At 70.9% G+C, this 18,798-nt stretch carries 18 protein-coding genes; 9 read left to right on the plus strand and 9 right to left on the minus strand.

What is annotated here, in order from left to right; translation table 11 throughout:
- Positions 1–24 precede the first annotated feature (24 nt).
- The gene (locus tag ACFSL2_RS02740; RefSeq protein ID WP_377196359.1) at positions 25–1,425 is read right to left on the minus strand and encodes an MFS transporter; all 1,401 of its coding nucleotides are present in this window, start codon (positions 1,423–1,425) and stop codon (positions 25–27) included.
- Positions 1,426–1,516: 91 nt separating this feature from the next.
- Here ACFSL2_RS02740 and ACFSL2_RS02745 point away from each other — a divergent pair, with 91 nt between their 5' ends.
- Together ACFSL2_RS02745 and ACFSL2_RS02750 are read left to right on the plus strand one after the other, a co-directional pair.
- The gene (locus ACFSL2_RS02745) at positions 1,517–2,119 is read left to right on the plus strand and encodes a TetR/AcrR family transcriptional regulator (RefSeq protein ID WP_377196360.1); all 603 of its coding nucleotides are present in this window, start codon (positions 1,517–1,519) and stop codon (positions 2,117–2,119) included.
- A 69-nt stretch (positions 2,120–2,188) separates the two neighbouring features.
- Positions 2,189–2,812 carry a GNAT family N-acetyltransferase gene (locus tag ACFSL2_RS02750; RefSeq protein WP_377196361.1) on the plus strand — a complete coding sequence of 208 codons (624 nt, stop codon included), beginning with the start codon at positions 2,189–2,191 and terminating at the stop codon, positions 2,810–2,812.
- 25 nt (positions 2,813–2,837) lie between these two features.
- Here ACFSL2_RS02750 and ACFSL2_RS02755 read toward each other — a convergent pair whose 3' ends face one another.
- Together ACFSL2_RS02755 and ACFSL2_RS02760 are read right to left on the minus strand one after the other, a co-directional pair.
- The gene (locus ACFSL2_RS02755) at positions 2,838–4,094 is read right to left on the minus strand and encodes a prolyl oligopeptidase family serine peptidase (RefSeq protein ID WP_377196362.1); all 1,257 of its coding nucleotides are present in this window, start codon (positions 4,092–4,094) and stop codon (positions 2,838–2,840) included.
- A gap of 91 nt (positions 4,095–4,185) precedes the next feature.
- Positions 4,186–5,241, minus strand: coding sequence for a protein kinase family protein (locus ACFSL2_RS02760; protein WP_377196363.1), 1,056 nt, complete (start codon positions 5,239–5,241; stop codon positions 4,186–4,188).
- A 292-nt stretch (positions 5,242–5,533) separates the two neighbouring features.
- Here ACFSL2_RS02760 and ACFSL2_RS02765 point away from each other — a divergent pair, with 292 nt between their 5' ends.
- Positions 5,534–7,087, plus strand: coding sequence for an alanine/glycine:cation symporter family protein (locus ACFSL2_RS02765; protein WP_377196364.1), 1,554 nt, complete (start codon positions 5,534–5,536; stop codon positions 7,085–7,087).
- A gap of 143 nt (positions 7,088–7,230) precedes the next feature.
- Complete coding sequence (locus ACFSL2_RS02770) at positions 7,231–8,085, plus strand: MBL fold metallo-hydrolase (protein WP_377196365.1); 855 nt, start codon at positions 7,231–7,233, stop codon at positions 8,083–8,085.
- A gap of 500 nt (positions 8,086–8,585) precedes the next feature.
- Here the strand turns inward: ACFSL2_RS02770 and ACFSL2_RS02775 are convergent, their stop codons facing one another.
- The 3 genes from ACFSL2_RS02775 to ACFSL2_RS02785 all read right to left on the minus strand — a co-directional run bounded on the left by ACFSL2_RS02775 (position 8,586) and on the right by ACFSL2_RS02785 (position 10,457).
- Positions 8,586–8,996, minus strand: coding sequence for a barstar family protein (locus tag ACFSL2_RS02775; protein WP_377196366.1), 411 nt, complete (start codon positions 8,994–8,996; stop codon positions 8,586–8,588).
- 85 nt (positions 8,997–9,081) lie between these two features.
- A complete protein-coding gene (locus tag ACFSL2_RS02780) occupies positions 9,082–9,513 on the minus strand; it encodes a ribonuclease domain-containing protein (RefSeq protein WP_377196367.1) in 432 nt (143 codons plus the stop codon).
- 128 nt (positions 9,514–9,641) lie between these two features.
- A complete protein-coding gene (locus tag ACFSL2_RS02785) occupies positions 9,642–10,457 on the minus strand; it encodes a hydrolase (RefSeq protein WP_377196368.1) in 816 nt (271 codons plus the stop codon).
- Between the two features lie 85 nt (positions 10,458–10,542).
- Between ACFSL2_RS02785 and ACFSL2_RS02790 the strand changes: the two genes are divergently transcribed.
- Positions 10,543–12,249, plus strand: coding sequence for a phytoene desaturase family protein (locus ACFSL2_RS02790; RefSeq protein WP_377196369.1), 1,707 nt, complete (start codon positions 10,543–10,545; stop codon positions 12,247–12,249).
- A gap of 39 nt (positions 12,250–12,288) precedes the next feature.
- On the opposite strand, the gene ACFSL2_RS02795 is transcribed toward ACFSL2_RS02790, so the two are convergent.
- Complete coding sequence (locus ACFSL2_RS02795; protein ID WP_377196370.1) at positions 12,289–12,747, minus strand: SRPBCC family protein; 459 nt, start codon at positions 12,745–12,747, stop codon at positions 12,289–12,291.
- 134 nt (positions 12,748–12,881) lie between these two features.
- Here ACFSL2_RS02795 and ACFSL2_RS02800 point away from each other — a divergent pair, with 134 nt between their 5' ends.
- Together ACFSL2_RS02800 and ACFSL2_RS02805 are read left to right on the plus strand one after the other, a co-directional pair.
- Positions 12,882–13,679 (plus strand): SDR family NAD(P)-dependent oxidoreductase, encoded by a 798-nt coding sequence (locus ACFSL2_RS02800; protein WP_377196371.1) that lies wholly within the window; start codon positions 12,882–12,884, stop codon positions 13,677–13,679.
- Between the two features lie 115 nt (positions 13,680–13,794).
- Complete coding sequence (locus tag ACFSL2_RS02805; RefSeq protein WP_377196372.1) at positions 13,795–14,769, plus strand: LLM class flavin-dependent oxidoreductase; 975 nt, start codon at positions 13,795–13,797, stop codon at positions 14,767–14,769.
- A 107-nt stretch (positions 14,770–14,876) separates the two neighbouring features.
- Here ACFSL2_RS02805 and ACFSL2_RS02810 read toward each other — a convergent pair whose 3' ends face one another.
- Together ACFSL2_RS02810 and ACFSL2_RS02815 are read right to left on the minus strand one after the other, a co-directional pair.
- The gene (locus ACFSL2_RS02810) at positions 14,877–15,368 is read right to left on the minus strand and encodes an SRPBCC family protein (protein ID WP_377196373.1); all 492 of its coding nucleotides are present in this window, start codon (positions 15,366–15,368) and stop codon (positions 14,877–14,879) included.
- Positions 15,369–15,428: 60 nt separating this feature from the next.
- Positions 15,429–16,463, minus strand: a complete 1,035-nt coding sequence (locus ACFSL2_RS02815) for an ArsR/SmtB family transcription factor (protein WP_377196374.1) — start codon at positions 16,461–16,463, stop codon at positions 15,429–15,431.
- An 80-nt stretch (positions 16,464–16,543) separates the two neighbouring features.
- Between ACFSL2_RS02815 and ACFSL2_RS02820 the strand changes: the two genes are divergently transcribed.
- The gene (locus ACFSL2_RS02820; RefSeq protein ID WP_377196375.1) at positions 16,544–17,764 is read left to right on the plus strand and encodes an MFS transporter; all 1,221 of its coding nucleotides are present in this window, start codon (positions 16,544–16,546) and stop codon (positions 17,762–17,764) included.
- 80 nt (positions 17,765–17,844) lie between these two features.
- Entirely contained in the window at positions 17,845–18,747 is a 903-nt protein-coding gene (locus tag ACFSL2_RS02825; RefSeq protein WP_377196376.1) for a phosphotransferase family protein, read from the plus strand.
- The last annotated feature ends 51 nt before the right edge of the window (positions 18,748–18,798 follow it).

Raw genomic sequence — 18,798 nt, forward strand, 5'->3', positions numbered from 1 at the left:
CAGTGGTCGCCCGGGGCAGCGGCCTCAGCGGGCCGGCCGGGGACGGCCCGGCGTCAGCAGGGCAGCGACCAGGGCGCTGCCGCCCGCCGCGGCCGCGATCACGACGAATCCGTTGGTGAATCCCGTGAGCGTGTCGCCCACCAGGCTGGCGGCCGCGACGCTGGACACGACAGCGGCCCCGATGGAGGCGCCGAACTCGTGGAAGGTGCTCACGAGGCCGGAGGCCACGCCGGCCTCGTGCGGGGCGACCTGGCCGAGGGCCGTCGCCGAGGCGACGACGAACAGTGCCCCGGTGCCCGCTCCCGCGACGGCCACACCCACCGTCACGGCGACGGGGTTCAGCCAGAGGGCTGGCAGGGCCAGGCCGGCCGCCGCGGTCAGCAGGCCGGCGACGGCCAGGGTGCGCGCCCCCAGCCGGGCGATGGCCCGGCCCGTCAGGTTGGCGCCGAGCATCGTCGCGAGAGCGACCGGCAGGAACAGCAGCCCGGTCTGCAGCGCGCCGTAGCCGCGGGCGTGCTGGAAGTAGAAGGTGCCGAGGAAGAACACCGCGATCATCAGCACCGTCGCCATCAGGATGAGGAAGGTGCCGGTCGCGACGGGGCGGCGGGCCAGCAGTGCGACGTCCATCAGCGGGGAACGTGCCGACCGCTGCCAGAGGACGAAGGCCACGTAGCCCACCGCCGCCAGGAGCACGAACCACCCGGTGGTCGGGGCCAGCCACCCGTCCTCACCGGCGTTGATGAGGGCGTAGATCAGGGTGCCCGACGATGCCGTGACCAGCAGCGCGCCGAGCACGTCCAGCCGGGCGCCCGGCACGGTCCCGCGCCGGTCGGGCACCAGGAGGGCGAGGGCGACGACGATCACGACGCCGATCGGCACGTTGACGTAGAAGACCCAGGGCCAGCCGGGGCCGGCGACGAGCAGCCCGCCGACGAGCAGGCCGAGGGCGGCGCCACCGCCGCCGAGCGCGGACCACACCCCGAGCGCCTTGTTCCGCTCCTCGCCGTCGAACAGGGTCACGACGAGCGACAGTGCCGCCGGCGACAGCAGCGCGGCGCCGACGCCCTGGGCGACACGGCCACCGAGCAGCAGGGCCGAGGAGTCGGCGAGCCCGGTCAGCAGCGACGCCGCCGTGAAGATCACCAGTCCGGCGAGGACCACCCGCTTGGCCCCGACGAGGTCGGCGAGCCGCCCGCCCAGGAGCATCAGGCCGCCGAACGTCAGCGTGTACGCGCTCACCATCCAGGCCAGCGCCGCCCGGCTCAGGCCCAGGTCCGTCTCGATGTTCGGCAGGGCGATGGCCACGACGGTGACGTCGAGGATGAGCATGAGCTGGGCCACCCCGAGGAACCCCAGGATCCGCCAGCGCAAGGGATGCCCCGCCGCCTGCCGCTCGGCTGCCGCGCGGGTCTCGTTCGTTGTCATCGCCGTCCTCCGTAGGCTAATTCGTATGTCGATGTACGAGCTACAAGAGCGACCATAACCCGTATATTCCCGTACGAGATAAACTGGGGGCATGAGTGCCGAGACCCGCCCGCGCAGACGAGCCGACGCCGAGCGCAGCATCACCCGCATCGTGTCCGCGGCACGCACCAGCCTCAGCGAGGACCCCGACGCGACCATCGACGCCATCGCGGCGGCCGCCGGAGTGGGCCGGATGACGCTCTACGGCCACTTCCGGACCCGCGCGGAGCTCGTGGAGGCGGCCCTCGTCGACGCGCTGCGCGCCGGTGAGGAGACGCTCTCCGCCGTCGACCTCAGCGGTGCGGCCCGCGACGCCCTCGGCCGGCTGCTGGCCTCGAGCTGGGCGCTGGTCGCGGAGTCGGCGGCGCTGCTCGCCGCCGCGCAGGGCGTGCTGCCCGCCGGGCGCATCCGTGACCTCCACGCGAACCCCGGCGAACGGATCGAGGAGCTCATCCGCCGCGGTCAGCGGGAAGGCGTGTTCCGCACCGACCTGCCCATCGGCTGGCTGGTGAACGTCGTGCACTACGTGCTGCACGGCGCCGCCGAGGAGAACCGCGCCGGACGCATCCGGACCGACGACGTCGCCGCCGTCGTCACCACGACCGTACGAGGGCTCCTGGACCGCCGCCCGGAGGAGCCGCCCGAAGCCCGGTGAGACGGGCGTCGGCTAGGGTCGGGCCGACGCGGGCGCGGTCCGGCGGAGCCGACGGGACGGGTAGGGACGATGTACGTGGTTGAACGGGGCGACGTGCTCGGCGAGGGATACCGGCGCCGCATCACCGAGGTCTACGTCCGCAGCTTCGCGGAGGACTTCGTCGCGTTCTCGCGCGACACCGACAAGCTGGCCGACGCGTTCGAGCACATGCTGCTGCTCGAACGGTTCTACATCGTCCTCGTGGACGGCGAGCCCGCAGGCCTCGCCTCGCTCACGGAAGGCGACCAGCAGCTGTTCGCACCACGCTGGCCGGAGCTCCGCCGCCACCTCGGGCTCGTGCGCGGGCTGCTGGGATACCTGGTGATCCGGAGCTGGTTCATGGGCGCCTCGGACGACGCACGGCCCGGGCGCGCCGAGATCGGCTTCGTCGCCACCGAACCGGCCTACCAGGGCCGCGGGGTCGGCACCGCGCTGCTGCGGCACCTGCTGGCACAGCCCGGGTACCGCGAGTACGTGCTCGAGGACATCAAGGACACCAACGTGCCCGCCCTCGCCCTCTACACGAAGCTCGGGTTCGCCGTGCACAAGCGCCGCACGGTGCGCTACGCCAAGCGAGCCGGGTTCAGCGAGCTCGTGTCGATGCGGCTCGTGCAGGACGCCGAACCGCGGCCACCCGCCGGACGAGCGGGCTGACCGCCGCGGCAGGCGACCGCGCGGATCAGCGCCGCGTGGCAGCCATCCACTCCCAGATGCGCACACCGTCGTGGTGCGGGTCGTTGCGCGCCACGTAGATCCACGACCAGTGCCCGGGGAAGGTGTTCCCGCCCCAGGTGACGTCGTCGTACAGGCTCATGATCGAGCCGTCGATCCGCTCATGGGCATGGACGGTGTTCGCCTCGGCATCCAGGGTCGTGTCGTTCGCCGCCGCCACCAGCCACGTCGGCGTCGTCATCGCCGCGAGCTCGTCGTCGGAGATGAAGTAGCGCCCGGAGCCGTCGCGCGCGCCGATCCCGCAGCAGATCGGCACGGACGTCGCGAACGTCCCGGGATGCTCGGCGACCATCTTCAGCGACATGTACCCGCCGTTCGAGCAGCCCACGACGTGGATCCGGTCCACGTCGATCCGGTGCGTCGCGACGACCTCCTCGATCGCCTCCAGGACGAGCGGAGCGAAGCCGTCGCCGTCGAGCATCCAGGCCGAGGTCGCCTGCGGCGCGAGCACGTACGCGCCACCGAACAGGTCCTGCGCCTCCGGCGTGGCGAAGCCGAGGGCACCCCGGTTGGCGCGCAGCTGCGTCTCGTTGTCGTAGTAGTCGTACCCGCCGGTCCGCAGGCCGCCCTCACCGCCGCCATGCAGCCAGACGACGAGCGCCGCACCGTCGCGTCCGCCACCGCCCGCCGGAGAGAACAAACGGTAGTTCAGGCCCGACGCCGTCGCGTGGCGCGTGAACGCGTCGACCTCCGCATCGGACACCCGCCCCTGCCGGAACGAGCCGAGCACGACCTCGCCCGACCCACCACTGCCACGCAGCGGCTCCAGCTGCGTGATCGCATGATCCAGATCCAGGACCACGTTGCGACCGTGCTCACCCAGGTACTGCAGGGTGCCGCCACCGTCGACGCCCCACCCGTGCTCGAGCTCCAGGCGGATCGCACCACGGCGCGTCCAGCCCGCCGCCGTCACCAGGCGGTCGAGCTCGTAGGCCACCTCGCCACTGAGCGGGTTGGTGGCGGTGACCCGCACGGCGAACGTCGACGCGGTGAGCGACGACCGCTCCACCCGGCTCAGCGCGGGGGAGGAGACGACGAGCGACGTCACCTGCTCACCACCGTCGAGCACCTCGGCGACCGGCGTCACCAGAGCATCGCCCTGCTCGCGGGCGCCGGCGCTCGCGGCCGGTACGCCGAGCAGGGCGGAGGCGCCCACAGTGGCACCGGAGACGAGCAGGGTACGGCGGGTGATCGGCGTGCGCATGGCGGAACTCCTTCGTCCGGGGCCAAGGGGCCGGCCCGCGCGCGAGCGCCGCACCAACCAACCGGAGGCTAGTTATCGGCGCTGGTGTCCGTCAATGACCTCGTTCGATCCGGCGGACCGCCTCGAGCGGGTAGGGCTCCGCTCGGCCCTCCCGCTGGAACCGGCGGTAGAAGTCGCCCAGCACCGCGGCGACCGGCGCGTGGCGGACCAGTAGCGCCGCGATCCCCGCGGGAGCGTCATCCGGGGGCACGCCCTGGGCGCAGGCCCGCACGAACGCCTGGCGTTCTTCCGGTCGGTACCCGTACAGAGCGACGGCGAGCCAGTTCACCAGGTGCGTGACGGCGTAGCTCCGGTCGTAGCTGTCGTGCTGGTCGAAGAAGGCGGCCTCCGGCTGGCTGAGCTCGAAGCGCGTGGAGATCGCGAGACCGTAGTCGGCGAAGTAGAGCCGCCGGCCGTCGGTCAGGATGTTCTCGAAGTGGGCGTCGAAGTGCAGGAGCCCGCGGGCGTTCATGAACGAGATGCCGGTTCTCAGCTCGTCGTCCACCATGGCGCAGGCCTGCTCGGCGACGGCACCACCGGCCGCGACCTGGTCGCCCAGCCAGTCGTGCAGGTTCTGCGGGATGTACTCCAGGAAGAGCAGGAGGCTCGCCGAGGAGTGTTGCAGCGCCTCGATCCGGCGGCGTACTCCCGGTCCGCCGCCCCAGTAGGCGACGGCGCGCTCCACGTCGGCCAGCTCCTCGGGAAGCGGCTGGCCGCCATCCGGCAGCATCCGCCAGTGGTACATCAGCGGGAACCCCTCGTGGTCTCCCGCGAGCACCCAGTTCGTCGTCATGACCTGCACGGCGAGCTCCCGCCAGGCTCCGAACCCGGGGCCGCCGATGGTGCCGACCCCGTGGTGGCAGAAGATCGGCAGCTCGAACAGGTTCGCCGTGGAGCGGACGTTCTCCGGACGTCGCTCCAGATCGGTGAGGCGCACCTGCTTGACGAACACCGAGGTTCCCTCGACCTCCAGCAGGACGGTCTTCCCGCCGATGCCGGTACCGATCGGTGCGGCAGCGTCGACCAGCTCGTGCAGTCTGCGATCGCTGCACAGCGACAGCGCGGTGGAGACGGTTCCGTGGGCGGCCAGACGGGCGCCGCGGGACATGTCAGGGCTCTTCAACTCTGCCTCCGATCGGGGGGACCCGCTTCTCGTTGCAACCCCTTGAGCAGGCACGCGGCAGGAGCTGCGAAGAGCCTCTCACGTGGACGACACGGCACCCGAGCGGCCGCGGATTGGCGCTCCTGCCCGGGTGACCCGCTAGTGTGCCGCCATTGCTGGTCCGTGACCTAACTCTCAGGTCGCTTGTTGCCAAGGACGCCACTCGCGCCGTCTATCGCCGCGGACGCGCCGGTGTTCGCCGGTGTGTGTGTCCGAATAGTCCCACCCAGGAGTAATCATGAACTTCGCCGATAGCATCGGCACCGCGAACGAGCTGATCTGGTCGATCCCGCTGATCGCTCTTTGCCTGCTCGCCGGTCTGTACTTCTCCCTCCGCACCGGATTCCTCCAGATCCGGCACCTTCCCGACATGCTCAACCAGCTCAAGAGGGGCAAGGAGTCCGAGGACGGCACCTCGTCCTTCCAGTCGCTGATGATGTCGCTCGCGGGTCGCGTGGGGATGGGCAACATCGGCGGCGTCGCCACGGCGATCGCCTTCGGTGGGCCCGGCGCCGTGTTCTGGATGTGGACGTCCGCGTTCCTCGGGGCCGCGACCTCGTTCGTCGAGAGCACCCTCGGCCAGATCTACAAGGAGCGGGACCCGGACACCGGTGAGTACCGCGGTGGCCCGGCCTACTACTTCGAGAAGGCGTACAAGCACAAAGCCCGTCGCCTGTCACTGATCTACGGCATCCTCTTCGCGGTCGTCACCATCCTCGCGATGAGCTTCTTCCTGCCGGGCGTGCAGGCGAACGGCATGGCCTCCGCGATCAACAACGCGTGGGGCATCCCCACCTGGGTCACGGCCATCGGCCTGGTGATCCTGCTGGCCTTCATCGTCATCGGCGGAGTCAAGCGCATCGCGCACTTCACCGTGGTCGTGGTGCCCACGATGGCTCTGCTCTACGTCCTCATCGCGATCGTCGTGTTCTTCCTGAACTTCAGCGACATCCCCCGGGTGTTCTCGCTGATCTTCGGCAGCGCCTTCGGCGCCCAGCCGGTGTTCGGGGCGATCCTCGGACTCGCCGTCAAGTGGGGCGTGCAGCGGGGCATCTACTCCAACGAGGCCGGCCAGGGCACCGGGCCGCACGCCGCTGCCGCCGCCGAGGTGTCGCACCCGGCCAAGCAGGGCTTCGCGCAGTCCTTCGCGGTGTACGTCGACACGCTGTTCGTCTGCTCCGCGACCGCGTTCATCATCATCTCGACCGGCATGTTCAACACCTTCTCGGGCGAGTCCTGGCCGAACGACGTGATCCACGAGGGACACGGCGGTCTGAGCACCGAGGTCGAGCCCGGCCCGGGCTTCGTGCAGCAGGGCCTGGACTCGGTGTTCCCCGGTGCCGGCCCGACGTTCATCGCCATCGCCCTCTCGTTCTTCGTGTTCACCACGATCGTGGCGTACTACTACATGGCCGAGACGAACCTGAACTACCTCACCCGCAAGATGACGAACCGGCTCGCGGCGCGGGCCATGCAGCGGGTGCTGCAGGCGCTGGTCCTGGTCTCGGTGGCGTACGGCGCCGTGACGACCGCCGGCGCGGCCTGGGGCCTCGGCGACATCGGTGTGGGCTCGATGGCCTGGCTGAACATCATCGGCATCCTGTTCCTCCAGGGCCCTGCCCTGAAGGTGCTCAAGGACTACCGTGAGCAGAAGCGGCAGGGCCTGGACCCGCAGTTCGACCCGCGGAAGATCGGGATCGAGAACGCGACGTTCTGGGAGGTCCGGGCCGACGAGCAGGTCAAGCGCGGCCCTCGTGAGGAGCCGTTCGAGAAGCAGCTCGAGCGCGACTGATCCGTCCGGAGGCGACGGGAGTGCCGGGTGAGCACGTGCGCTGCAGGCGTCACGTGGTCGATCGTCGGTCGCCGACGAGCCCGGCCTCCCGTGCCCAGGCGGCGGGGGGCCGTCGAGAACCACATGGACAACGGGAGCCACAGATGTTGACCCAGGTCGCCGAGGGTGTGCTGGTCCATCAGAGCCCGCTGCTCCGCAACAACACCGTCGTCGTGCGTGGCCGGGCCGGCGTCCTGCTCGTCGACCCCGGCATCACGGGCAGCGAGATGAGCTGCCTCGCGAGCGACCTTCGCGAGCTGAACCAGCCCGTCGTGGCAGGTTTCGCGACCCATCCCGACTGGGACCACGTGCTCTGGCACGCGGACCTCGGCGGGGCGCCGCGGTACGGCACGGCCGACTGCGCGAGGTCGCTGCGGGACCTGCGGTCCGCCGCCGACTGGCGGGCCCGCGCCGCCGAGGGGCTGCCACCGGAGATCGCCGACGAGGTCCCGCTGGACCTGTTCGGCCTCGTCACCGGTCTGCCCGCCGGGGCCGCGCAGATTCCCTGGGACGGGCCGCGGATCCGGGTCCTCGAGCACCCGGCGCACGCTCCGGGTCACGCGGCACTCCTGATCGAGGAACACGGGGTCCTCGTAGCCGGCGACATGCTCTCCGACGTCTTCGTCCCGATGCTCGACACCTTCAGCGACACCAACGACCCCGTCGAGGAGTACCTCGTGGGGTTGCGGGTGCTGGAGGACGTGGCCGGCGCAGCCGACGTCGTGGTCCCCGGGCACGGGTCCGTCGGCCGAGCCGGCCAGGTACGCGCCCGGATCGACCAGGACCGCGCGTACGTCCATGCACTGCGTGACGGCCGGGCGCCTGCTGACCCGCGCATCGGCCCGTCGGCCCAGCCGGGCTGGGAATGGGTGAGCGACATACACGACGGGCAGGCCCGGAGCGTCGCCGAGAGGCGTGAGCGTGCCGCGGCGCCCACCCCGCCCGGTTCGGACGGCTGACCAGGGACCGGGCCCGATCCGAGCTCGGGACTCGGTACTCGGTACTCGGTACTCGGGACTCGGCGAGCTTGGCCGGGTACCGAACCGCACGTTGAGAGTCCGTCGGAACTCGGTCCGCCGCTGGATCGCAAGCGCCGAGACCGCGTAGGACGCTCGCCAGCGCCGAACCGCAAGATCCACGTCCCGGGGGTCGGTCGGCTGGCGCCGAACCGCAAGATCCACGTCCAGCAGGTGGGCCGCGGCCGCCGAGCCGCAAGTTCCGAGTCTGTCTGCCCGCCAGCCCGCGCCGAACCGCAAGGTAGTCGTGGTGTGAGGGGCCGAGCCGCAACCTTCGAGTCGATACAGGTGCCGGTGGACGTGTTCGCTGCGGATCGGCACACCGGACGGTGTTCAACGTGCGGTTCGGCGCTGGTGGCGAGTTCGACGGACGTGGATCTTGCGGTTCGGCGCCAGCACCCGCATCCCGCAATGGCTCCCTGCACCCGACCGTCAGTGTGCCCTCAGCTCAGCTCCAGCCGGATCCCGTCCGCCGCCTCCCGGCCGCCGGGGCCGTGCTCGCGGATGATGGCAACGATCTCGTCGAACAACGTCGGGCCCTCGCCGCGGCGTGCTTCGTCGAGCCGGGCCTCGACGGTTGCCCGGTTCGACGGGTCGACGCGGGGGAGGATCCGCTCCAGGCGCCGGGCCGTCTCCGGGTGGCCGAGCGCCGCCCGGGACGCTTCCGAGCCGACCCACCTCAGGACCCAGCCGTCCGCGGGGGTCCCGTACCCCCCGCGGAGCACGTCGTTGAGGGCGTCCAGGTTTCCTTGCCAGGTGTACCCGCTCAGGAGGCGGGAGAACTCGCGGGCGAAGCCGTCGAAGTCGCTGAACCGCGTTCCGTCGACGATGAGCACGGGGAGGTCACGGGTCATGGTTCGAGGCTATCCGTCCCGCTCGGGGCCGGGCCGCGCGCTGCGTCGCGCCGTGGACGGGGCGGGACGCAGCGCACGGGCCGGGTCACATCCGGTAGAAGTCGCCGTAGTGGTTGGGCGAGAAGTAGACCACGCCGGTGGTGCGGTCCAGGACGAGCCGGTAGGACTGCCGAGCGGCACCGCAGGCACGCGGAGTGACGTCGAACTCGAGGTAGGAGTGCCCCGCCGGGAGCTCGCCCTCGTAGTTGTGGAACGTGCCGCCCGCGAAGTTGCACTGGCCGTTCGGCCAGCTGTACCAGCCGCGCGTGCGCGGGTAGCCCTTGGAGCTCCAGGTCGAGTTCGACGAGTACGCCTCCGCACAGCCGCTGTGCGTGCACGAGTCGTAGACGTTCGCCTCGGCCGCAGGTGCGACGGAGATGCCGCCGGCGGCGATGCCGACCATGGTGGTCAGGACGACGAGCATCCTGACCAGGTGGGACACGGTGCTCTTCTGCTGGGTCACGCTGATCTCGGACACGCTGATCTCCCTCTCGGTTGGGAACATCCGGGGGAATCCTCGCCCGCCCGGTCGACGCCGACCCGACATCGGTCCGGCCAGCGGGTGAACTTCACCTTGCGCCCTCGTCATCGCGGCCGGCACGTCGACTAGGTGAGGTGGTCGAAGTCGCCGCGTGTCCAGGCGGCGTGCCGTTCTGCGGACCGCAGCACGATGTCGCGGGCGTTGGTGGGGATGATGCCGTCGAAGTTGTTGTAGAGCCGGTCGAACTGGAATCGGCTGACGTGGTGGGCGATGCGTTGGACCACTGGTCCGGACAGTGGGATCCGGTTGGGGTAGCTGCGCATGAAGGACACGGAGGTGCGGTCGGGGTTGGCGAAGATGGTGTCGCCGCTGAGCAGTACGCCTTTGCTGGAGGCGCCGGCGGACCAGTGGGCGACGGCGGAGCCGGGGAAGTGTCCGCCGGGTTGGCTCAGGGTGATGCCGGGCAGGATCTCGCGGTCGCCCTTCCAGGCTTCGATGGTGTGGTCGGGGCGGGCGAGCCATGTGGTGTCGGCTTCGCTGATGAGGATGGGGATGCCGCCGAGTCGGTGGCTCCATTCGACCTGGACGCCGTACATGTGGGGGTGGCTGGCGACGATGTAGGCGAGGCCGCCGAGGTCCTGGACGGCGGTGACGGCGTTGTCGTCGAGGTAGCTGGGGACGTCGAACATGAGGTTTCCGGCGGTGGTGCGGACGATCTTGGCGGTGGGTCCGATGCCGACGTCGGGCACGGTGCGTAGGCCGAACAGGTCGGGTTCCAGCTCGTGGACCGTGATGCGTTGTCCGTCGGTGGCGAGCTCTTCCAGGGTGGTCCAGTGCTGCCCGTCCGCCGGCACCAGCTCGCGTTCGTCGGCGCAGATGGCGCACACGCTCGGCCGGGACTCGTGCTCCACCCCACATCTCCGGCAGATCCAGAACGTCATTCGGCTGCTTCCCTTCGTCGGGCACGTGTCGGCGGCGCATGGGCTCACAGTCAACGGGCCCACAGTCAAGTAGTGCACGGACAGCATGGGCACGCAGGCCGACGCGGCCGGTGTGGGAGGCGACGACCGGCAGCACTGGCGACCGCCGTCGATCCTGGGCACGCTGGGCGCGAGCCGACCGGAGGGGTGGATGACAGTGGTGAGGACCGTCGACGCCGTGGTCGTCGGTGCCGGTCCCAACGGGCTGGTCGCCGCGAACGCGCTCGTCGACGCGGGCTGGGACGTCCTCGTGCTCGAGGCGCAAGACACCATCGGTGGCGCTGTCCGCACCGCCGAGACGGTGGCGCCGGGGTTCCGCACGGACCTGTTCAGTGCGTTCTATCCGCTCGCGGCCGGTTCGCCCGTGATCCAGGGCCTGCACCTGGAGGAGCACGGGCTCACGTGGTCACGCGCTCCGTCGGTCCTCGCCCATGTGCTCGACGACGGTCAGGCCACCGTGCTGCACTCCGAACCCGAGGACACGGCCGCCGGTCTCGAGCGGCAGTCTCCGGGCGACGGCGACGCGTGGCTCCGGCTGTTCGCCGGCTGGAAGCGTGTGCGCGACCCGCTGCTCGACGCGCTCTTCAGCCCGCTGCCCGCGGCCCGCCCGGCACTGCGGCTGCTCCGCCGGCTGGGAGCCGGCGGAGCGCTCGATCTCGGTCGCCTCGCGGTGCTGCCCGTGCGCCGGCTCGCGGACGAGACGTTCCGCGGCGAGGGCGGCGGGCTGCTGCTCACCGGCAACGCGATGCACTCGGACGTCCCGCCGGACGCGGCGGGCAGCGGCCTGTTCGGCTGGCTGCTCGCGATGCTCGGCCAGGACGTCGGCTTCCCCGTGCCGGTCGGTGGGGCCGGGGCGCTCGGTGACGCCCTCGCCGCACGGGTGCGGGCGGGCGGTGGCGAGATCGTCACCGGGGCGCGGGTCGAGCGGGTCCTCGTGGCGGGCAACCGGGCGGTCGGTGTCCGGACCGAGCACGGCACGCTCGTCCGTGCCCGGCACGCGGTGCTCGCCGACGTGAGTGCCCCGGCCCTGTACCGCGACCTCGTCGGGACGGCGCGGTTGCCGCCCCGGCTCGTGCGCGACCTGGACCGGTTCCAGTGGGACCATCCGACGTTCAAGGTCAACTGGGCGCTCGACCGCCCCCTGGCGTGGACCGCCGAGCACGCGCGGGGAGCCGGGACGGTCCATCTCGGCGTCGGACGACGGGGCTTCGTCGACGTCGCTGCCGCCCTGTCCAAGGGCGAGGCTCCGGAGCGGCCTTTCCTCGTCCTCGGCCAGATGACTACGTCGGACCCGACGCGTTCCCCCAGCGGTACGGAGTCGGCATGGGCCTATGCGCACGTGCCGCACGGCGTCGACTGGACGGCGGACGCCGTCGCCGGCCAGGCGCACCGCATGGAGCAAGCCCTCGACCGGGTGGCCCCGGGCTTCCAGGACACGGTGGTGGGCCGGTCCGTCCAGAGCCCGGCGGATCTCGAGGCGGCGGACGCGAACCTGGTGGGTGGCGCGGTCAACGGCGGGACCTCAGGGATCCACCAGGAGCTGGTCTTCCGGCCGATGCCTGGGCTCGGTCGCCCCGAGACGCCGGTCGAACGGCTGTACCTCGCGAGCGCGTCGGCCCATCCGGGCGGTGGCGTGCACGGCGCGTGCGGTTGGAACGCGGCGCGCGTCGCGCTCGCCGCGTCGAGCCCGTGGGGGAGGCTCCCGCGGACCCTCGTGCGCAGTGCCTGGGGGCGGTTGCTGCGCGACACATGACCGCGCGTGGTGTCGCACCTCGCGCACTGCTCGTTGCGGTCAGCGCGAGCGCTGCTCGGGTGCCCTGCGCTCGGCGAGGAGGATGAGCCGCCGCAGCGTCTCGACGTTCCGCGGGCCGATCAGCGCGCTGCGCACCGGTCGGGGCACGGCCGTGCCGGGCCCCTTGTCCGCGTCCTCGGTGACACGGATCCTGCATCCGCTGCCCGCGTGCTCCGGTTCGACCTCGATCAGTACCCGCGCCTCGCCCGCGGGCCAGCCCCTGGCCTGCAGCTCGATCGAGCGCTCCGGGTCCCATGCGCGGACCACAGTCGAGTCGTCGAGAAGCGCGGGCCACAGGCCCACGGAGTGGAGGATTCGCGCACCTGGCTCCGGCCACGTCGCGTCGACCGCCCGGATGCGGGCCGTGCCGACCACCCAGCTCGAGTACGACCAGCCGTCGGCAAGCACGCCCAGGACCGCGCCGGGGGTGGATCGCGCTGCCCGCGTGACGGTCACCATCCCCTCACGGTAACGAAGTGCCGGGAACTGGCAACGGCTACCGCTCGGCCTGGCCGAGTGCGTGCGGTGCGGAACATGCCTAGGGTCGGAAGACAGCTTCGCGACGGCGAGCGAGCCGACAGGAGGAGCGCCCGATGGCCGAGCACGTCGCGCTCATCACCGGGGCGTCCAGCGGAATCGGGTTCGCGATGGCCCGAGAGCTCGGCCAGCGGGGCCACGACGTGCTGGTCGTGGCGGAGCGAGGTGTGGACGAGGCCGTGCGCCGGCTGCGCGAGCACACGGACGCCCGCGTGACGGGTCTTCAGGTCGACCTCGCGCTGCCCGACGGCGTCGAAGAGGCTGCCGCCCGCGCCGGGGAGCTCGGGGTGCGAACGTTCGTGCTCAATGCCGGCGTCGGCGTCCACGGACCCTTCCGGTACACACCCCTGCAGGACGAGCTGCGGCTCGTCGACCTCAACGTCCGCTCGGTGGTGCACCTCGCGCACCTCGTCGTCCCCGACCTGGTCGGGGCCGGAACGGGGCGGATCGTCGTCGTCTCCTCGATCGCCGCGACGATGCCCGCCCCGCTCTTCGGGACGTACGCCGCGTCGAAGGCGTTCCTCCGCTCGTTCGCCTGGTCGCTGCGCGGCGAGCTCGCCGGGACCGGCGTGAGCGTCACGACGGTCCTGCCCTCGGGAACCCGGACCCCGTTCTTCCGCGCCGCCAAGATGGAACGCACCCACATCGGGCGGGCACCGAAGGCCAGCCCCGCGCGGGTGGCTCGGCTGGCCGTCGACGCACTGCTGGACGGCCGGGCAGAGGTCGCTACCGGTCTGCAGGCCAAGGCGCTGGTCGCGGTCTCCCGGCTGCTCCCGCAGCCTGCTCGCACGGCGTTCCACGGCTGGTTCTATGCGCCGGGCGCCCCGCCGCCCGGCGCGTCGTTCCGGCGCTGAGTCCCGCTGGGCGGCCGCCGAGCGTAGTGCCCCCGGGCGGTGGACGCCAGCGTCCCACAGGCTCCGATCAGGGGTTTCGGGAAGCGCCGGGGCACCGTCGCGGTTGAGGCTTCGTGTGAGACTCTCCCTGCTTGACCGTTCCCGCACTCGAACGGGGTACCCCGAGAGCGCCGCGCTGGCCCACACGGTCGAGCGGGCAGTCGCGGCGGAGCGCCTTGGCTACTACCGCTTCTGGGTCGCCGAGCACCACGCCGTGCCGGGGATCGCCTCGGCGTCGCCACCGGTGCTGCTCGGTGCGCTCGGCGCCCACACCCACACCATCAGGATCGGGTCGGGCGGGGTGATGCTGCCCCATCACCAGCCGCTGGTCGTCGCCGAACAGTTCCTGATGCTGGATGCCCTGTATCCGGACCGGGTGGATCTCGGGATAGGGCGCACCCTCGGCTTCACGGCGCCGGTGCGCCGGGCGCTCAGGCGTGGACCGGACGCCCCGGACACGTTCCCGGAGGACATCGAGGAGCTACGTGATCATCTCGACGGCACCGCGGCGGTCACCGCCAGGCCGGTCGCCGCCCGCACGATCCCGCTCTTCGTGCTCGCCACCGGGCGGGGCCTCGCCGTCGCGGCCAGGCTGGGCCTGCCGGTGGTGATCGGCGGGCCCGTGCTCGGCAGCCCTGCGCTGCGGGACGCACTCGCAGCGTACCGAGACGAGTTCCGGCCCTCACGTCGCGCACCGGAACCGGCGGTGACGGTCTCGCTCGACGTCCTGGTGGCGGACACGGACGCCGAGGCACGCGACCTGGCCCTGCCGGAAGCGTGGGCGATGGCCCGGTCCCGGCAGACGGGCGAGTTCGGCCCGCTCGAGCCGGTCACGACGATCCGTGCCCAGAGCTGGACCAATCAGCTGCGCGACCGGGTCGAGGCGCATCTCGCGCAGGGCGCCGTCGGCTCTCCCGCAACGGTGCGCAGCCACCTCGACCGGCTGGCCGATGCCACAGGGGCGGAGGAGATCTTGGCGTTCAGCTCCACCTATGACCGTGCTGCCCAGGCGGCCTCCGACGCCGCCCTCCGGGAGCTGTTGCGCGATTAGCTCCCTCCGCGAGACCGGCTTGCGCCAGACAACGGCGCAGGAGCCCGCCGCGCGTGCTCATATCGTCTCCGCGATCACGCTGGTCAGCAGAGGCCGACGGCACATCGTCAGTCCTTCGCCTCCCGCACGTCCGTTCCCTGCTCGGCGAACGCCTTGAAGTCCTGCATGTGCTGTCGCGACTGCTTGCGGAAGGCGCCGCCCATGAAGGGGGCCATCAACCGCATCGGCACGCTGCTGAACCGGAACTCGTTCTCGCTCACCCAGAGCGTCCTCTCCGGGCCGGCTTCGGTCAGCCGCTCGCGCGCGGCGTTCCACATCCCCTCGGCGACGATCTCGCGGTCGAAGTGAACGACGCTGTCACTCGGGATCCCGTGCAGGTCGGCCGGTTCCCGGCGCGTGATGGTCTCGATGGCCTCCATCTGCTGCTGCCCCATCTGCATCACGACGCGCGACCTCGTGCCGACCTGCCCGTGCATGCCGTTCAGCGGCTCGTGCAGCACCACGCCGCGCAGCCACTTCGGCAGGTGCGTGGGGTCGGCGAGCAGCTGGACCACCCTCTCCCGCGGGAGGGCGAGCTCGATCGAGACGGTGTACCTCATGGCGAATTGCTCCAGTTTCCCCGGGGAAGAACCGCTGGCTGGCAGGCCGCTCCGCCGAGACTAGTCCAGCCCGTCGGACACTTCTTCAGGAGCGGCTCGCGGCGCGTTGGTGTCGCGGCCTCCGACGTCGAGGAGGGCCCGGCCAAGTGGGGCGGTGGTGTAGATGACGCGCCGGCCGTGTCGCCGGCGGTCCACGAGCCCGTTGGCGCGTAGGACGGTGAGGTGTTGGGCGACGGCGCTGGCGGTCGTGCCCAGTTCCCGGGCGAGGTCGGTGGTGGTGGCAGGTGAGGTCAGGGCTCGGAGCAGGGTGGCCTTGCTCCGGCCGAGGAGCTGGATCGTGTTGTCGGGTGCGGGCAGCTGGTAGACCACACCATCGAGGGCCGCGATCCCACGGCAGGGATAGCGCAGAGTTGTCCAGGTGGTGGTGTTGCGTTTGACGATGACCCGATCGGCTCCGAGCGCCACGGGAAGCAGGACGAGACCTCCACGCGCGGCCGCAGCGTCGCGCTGGTCGGTCAGGACGGTGAGGTGGTCGTCCGACCAGACGACGTCCCGGTGCAGGTCGGCGAACAGCCGTGCCGCTCCGCCGGAGGTGAGCCGTGCCGCGCGATGGGCGATGTCGGTCTCCAGCAGTGCCTGAATCCGCGCCCAGTGCGGACGGACCAGGCGGTCGTGTGCCGCGCGGAGCTCCGCGGCCACCACCGCGAGCCGTTCACCCGGTGCGTCGGCCAGCTCCCGGGCCGCAGGTGGCAGATCGGGTCCGAAGACGCGCTGCAGGTTCTCGATCACGTCCCGCGGTGTGGTCTGCAGCATCGCCTCCAGGTCGTCATCGATGCTGGTTCGTGTGGTGGCCGGCGCAGGCAGCAGGAACTGAGGCCAGGAGGGTCGGCCGTTGACCAGGAGTGGCCATGCCGCAGCAAGCCGCAGCGGCTGGTGCGCAAGCTCTTCGCGGGCCCATGCGGCCCACCTCTTGACCCGGGAGGACGGGGCCGGCTGTGCCAGCTGCTGCAGCCCAGAGATCGTCTCGGCCAGCGGAGACACGGCAAACCTCGTGCCCGCGAGATCGGCCGTGCTGATCTCGATGCTCAGTGCCATGTCTCCATGATCCCGGACCCATGATGTAGCGCAGGGCTCAATCATGGTGCGCTGCCCGGTGTGTTCGCAGGCTGCGGGGCATGGCATCGACACCGGACAGGCTGCCCGCGCGCTATTGGCGGTTGTGGTGGGCGGGAGCGATCGACAATGTCGGCACCGGCGCGTTGGTCACGGCACTGCCGTTGCTCGCGGTGACGCTCACCATCGATCCTCGCCTCATCTCCATGGTGGCCGCAGCGTCCTTCGTGCCGTGGTTGCTGTTCGCCCTCCCGGCCGGAGCGGTCGTCGACCGGTACAGCAGGATCGGCCTGATGCGGGCTTCCCAGGTCTTCCAGGCGGTCGTGGTCGCCGCGCTCGCCGTCCTGGTCGCCACCGGAGTCATGGGGATCGCGTCACTGATGGTCGGGGCGTTCCTCCTTGGCGTCGGCCAGGTCGTCTTCGGCGTCGCGAGCCAGTCCGTGATGCCGGAGATCGTCGAAGGCAAGCTGCTCGCGCGAGCCAACGCCCGCCAGTACCTGGCGACGACGATCGGGCAGAGCTTCATCGGCCCGCCCATCGGGAGCCTCCTGTTCGGCCTGGCGATCGCACTGCCGTTCGGGCTAGACGTAGCGGCTCTGGTCATCTCCCTGCTGCTGCTGACGAAGCTGCGCGGCGCACCGCCGCCACGTGGAACCGCCCAGCCGACGCGTCGGGCGGTCCTGGAAGGTCTGCGCTGGCTCGCCGGCCACCGCCTGCTCCGCACGCTCGCGCTGCTCCTCGGTGTCAACACGTTCTGCTTCCAGCTCGGCAACGTCACCCTCGTCCTGCTGGTCACCCAGGAGCTCGGCGTCACCGCGGCCGGTTATGGGGTCCTGCTCGCCGTGGCAGCCGTCGGGAGCATCCTCGGAGGGCTGCTCACCGGCCGACTCGTCGCCGTGTTCGGACAGATCCCTGTCCTGGCCGTGGCGCTGGCCCTCAACGCTGCCACGTTCATCGCCCTGGGCCTGAGCCCTGACGCGGGGACCCTCGCAGGGCTGCTCGCTCTGAGCGGCCTGGCCACGGCGATCTGGAACGTCGTCACCGTCACGCTGCGCCACGAGCTGGTACCAGTGACACTGCTCGGTCGGGTCAACAGTGTCTACCGGCTGCTGGGCTGGGGGCTCATCCCTCTCGGAGCTCTCGCCGGCGGCATGGTCGCGCACGAGATCAGCATCCGTGCCGGCTATCCGATCGCAGGAGGCCTGAGACTGCTTGCGCTCCTGACCAGTCTGCCGCTCCTGGTGCGGGTCTACCGGCAAGGGCAGCGGCCACGGTCGACGTGACCCCGGTCCAGCGAGCGTCGGTCAGAAAGTTCGGTCGTTGATATGACGCGGGAGGTTCGGCGCCCTCTAGCCTCGCTGGCATGAATGCCCTTCAGCGAGATCACGTTTTGCGGACGCTTGGGGTGCGTGCTGCCGGCACGGCTGCCACCCCGGCGGGCGGGATGTCGGGATCCACGCTCACCCAGGCCTTCACCGACGACGGTGAACCGGTGATCGTGAAGGTGACCGTCCTCGATTCCGACGCCGCACGTGACCAGGCCAATCGCGAGCTAGCGGTATATACGGAACTCGCGCCGGTGCATGCGATCCCGACACCGCGACTGGTCGCCCACCACCGAGCGGCCACGTGGATGGCCATCGCCCTCGCACGCCACGATCCCGCGCCGCCCGCCCCCGAGTGGGCCGCAGGCGATTGGAGCGCGTTCGCGAGGGTACTGGGACGACTCCACCGGGACGTGCATCCGGTCCCGGACTTCCTTCATCGAAGACGACGCCCGGTGACCGCCGGTCCGCAAGGAGCTCTCCAGTCTTTCGCGGAGCGGCTGTGGCATGGCCCCGGGGACGCTGAACGGATCCGCACCGTCCTCAATGAGCTCGAACTGTTGGAAGAAGTTGCGTGCTCCAGGCCGGTGTCGTTCGTCCACGGCGACTGCCATATCGGAAACGTCCTCACCGCGGATCGGCAGTTCATGCTCGTGGACTGGCAGTCGGCGCGGGTCGGACCGTCGGCCGGGGATCTCTCCTTCGCGTTCATCCGCGCTGCCTCGACGGGAGCGGATATACCTCGCGATCAAGCGGTTGCCGCCTATTGTGAGGAGACAGGACTAGACGTAGCGCGCACGGAGCGACAGGTCACCGCGCACCAGTTGCTTGCCCTGGTCCGCCAGTACCCCGAATTCTCCGGCTTCCTGAACAAGGCAGGAGTGGGCCGCCTCCGCAGAGAGTTCGATGACCTTTTGGGCAGGTGGGGGAGTGGTGGCTGAAGTGAAGGTGCTGCTTGGCCGATCGCGTCGTACCTCCCCGAGTGGGCGCTG

Origin of the sequence: Promicromonospora aerolata (assembly GCF_042682255.1) — a bacterium.
GTDB lineage: Bacteria > Actinomycetota > Actinomycetes > Actinomycetales > Cellulomonadaceae > Promicromonospora > Promicromonospora aerolata.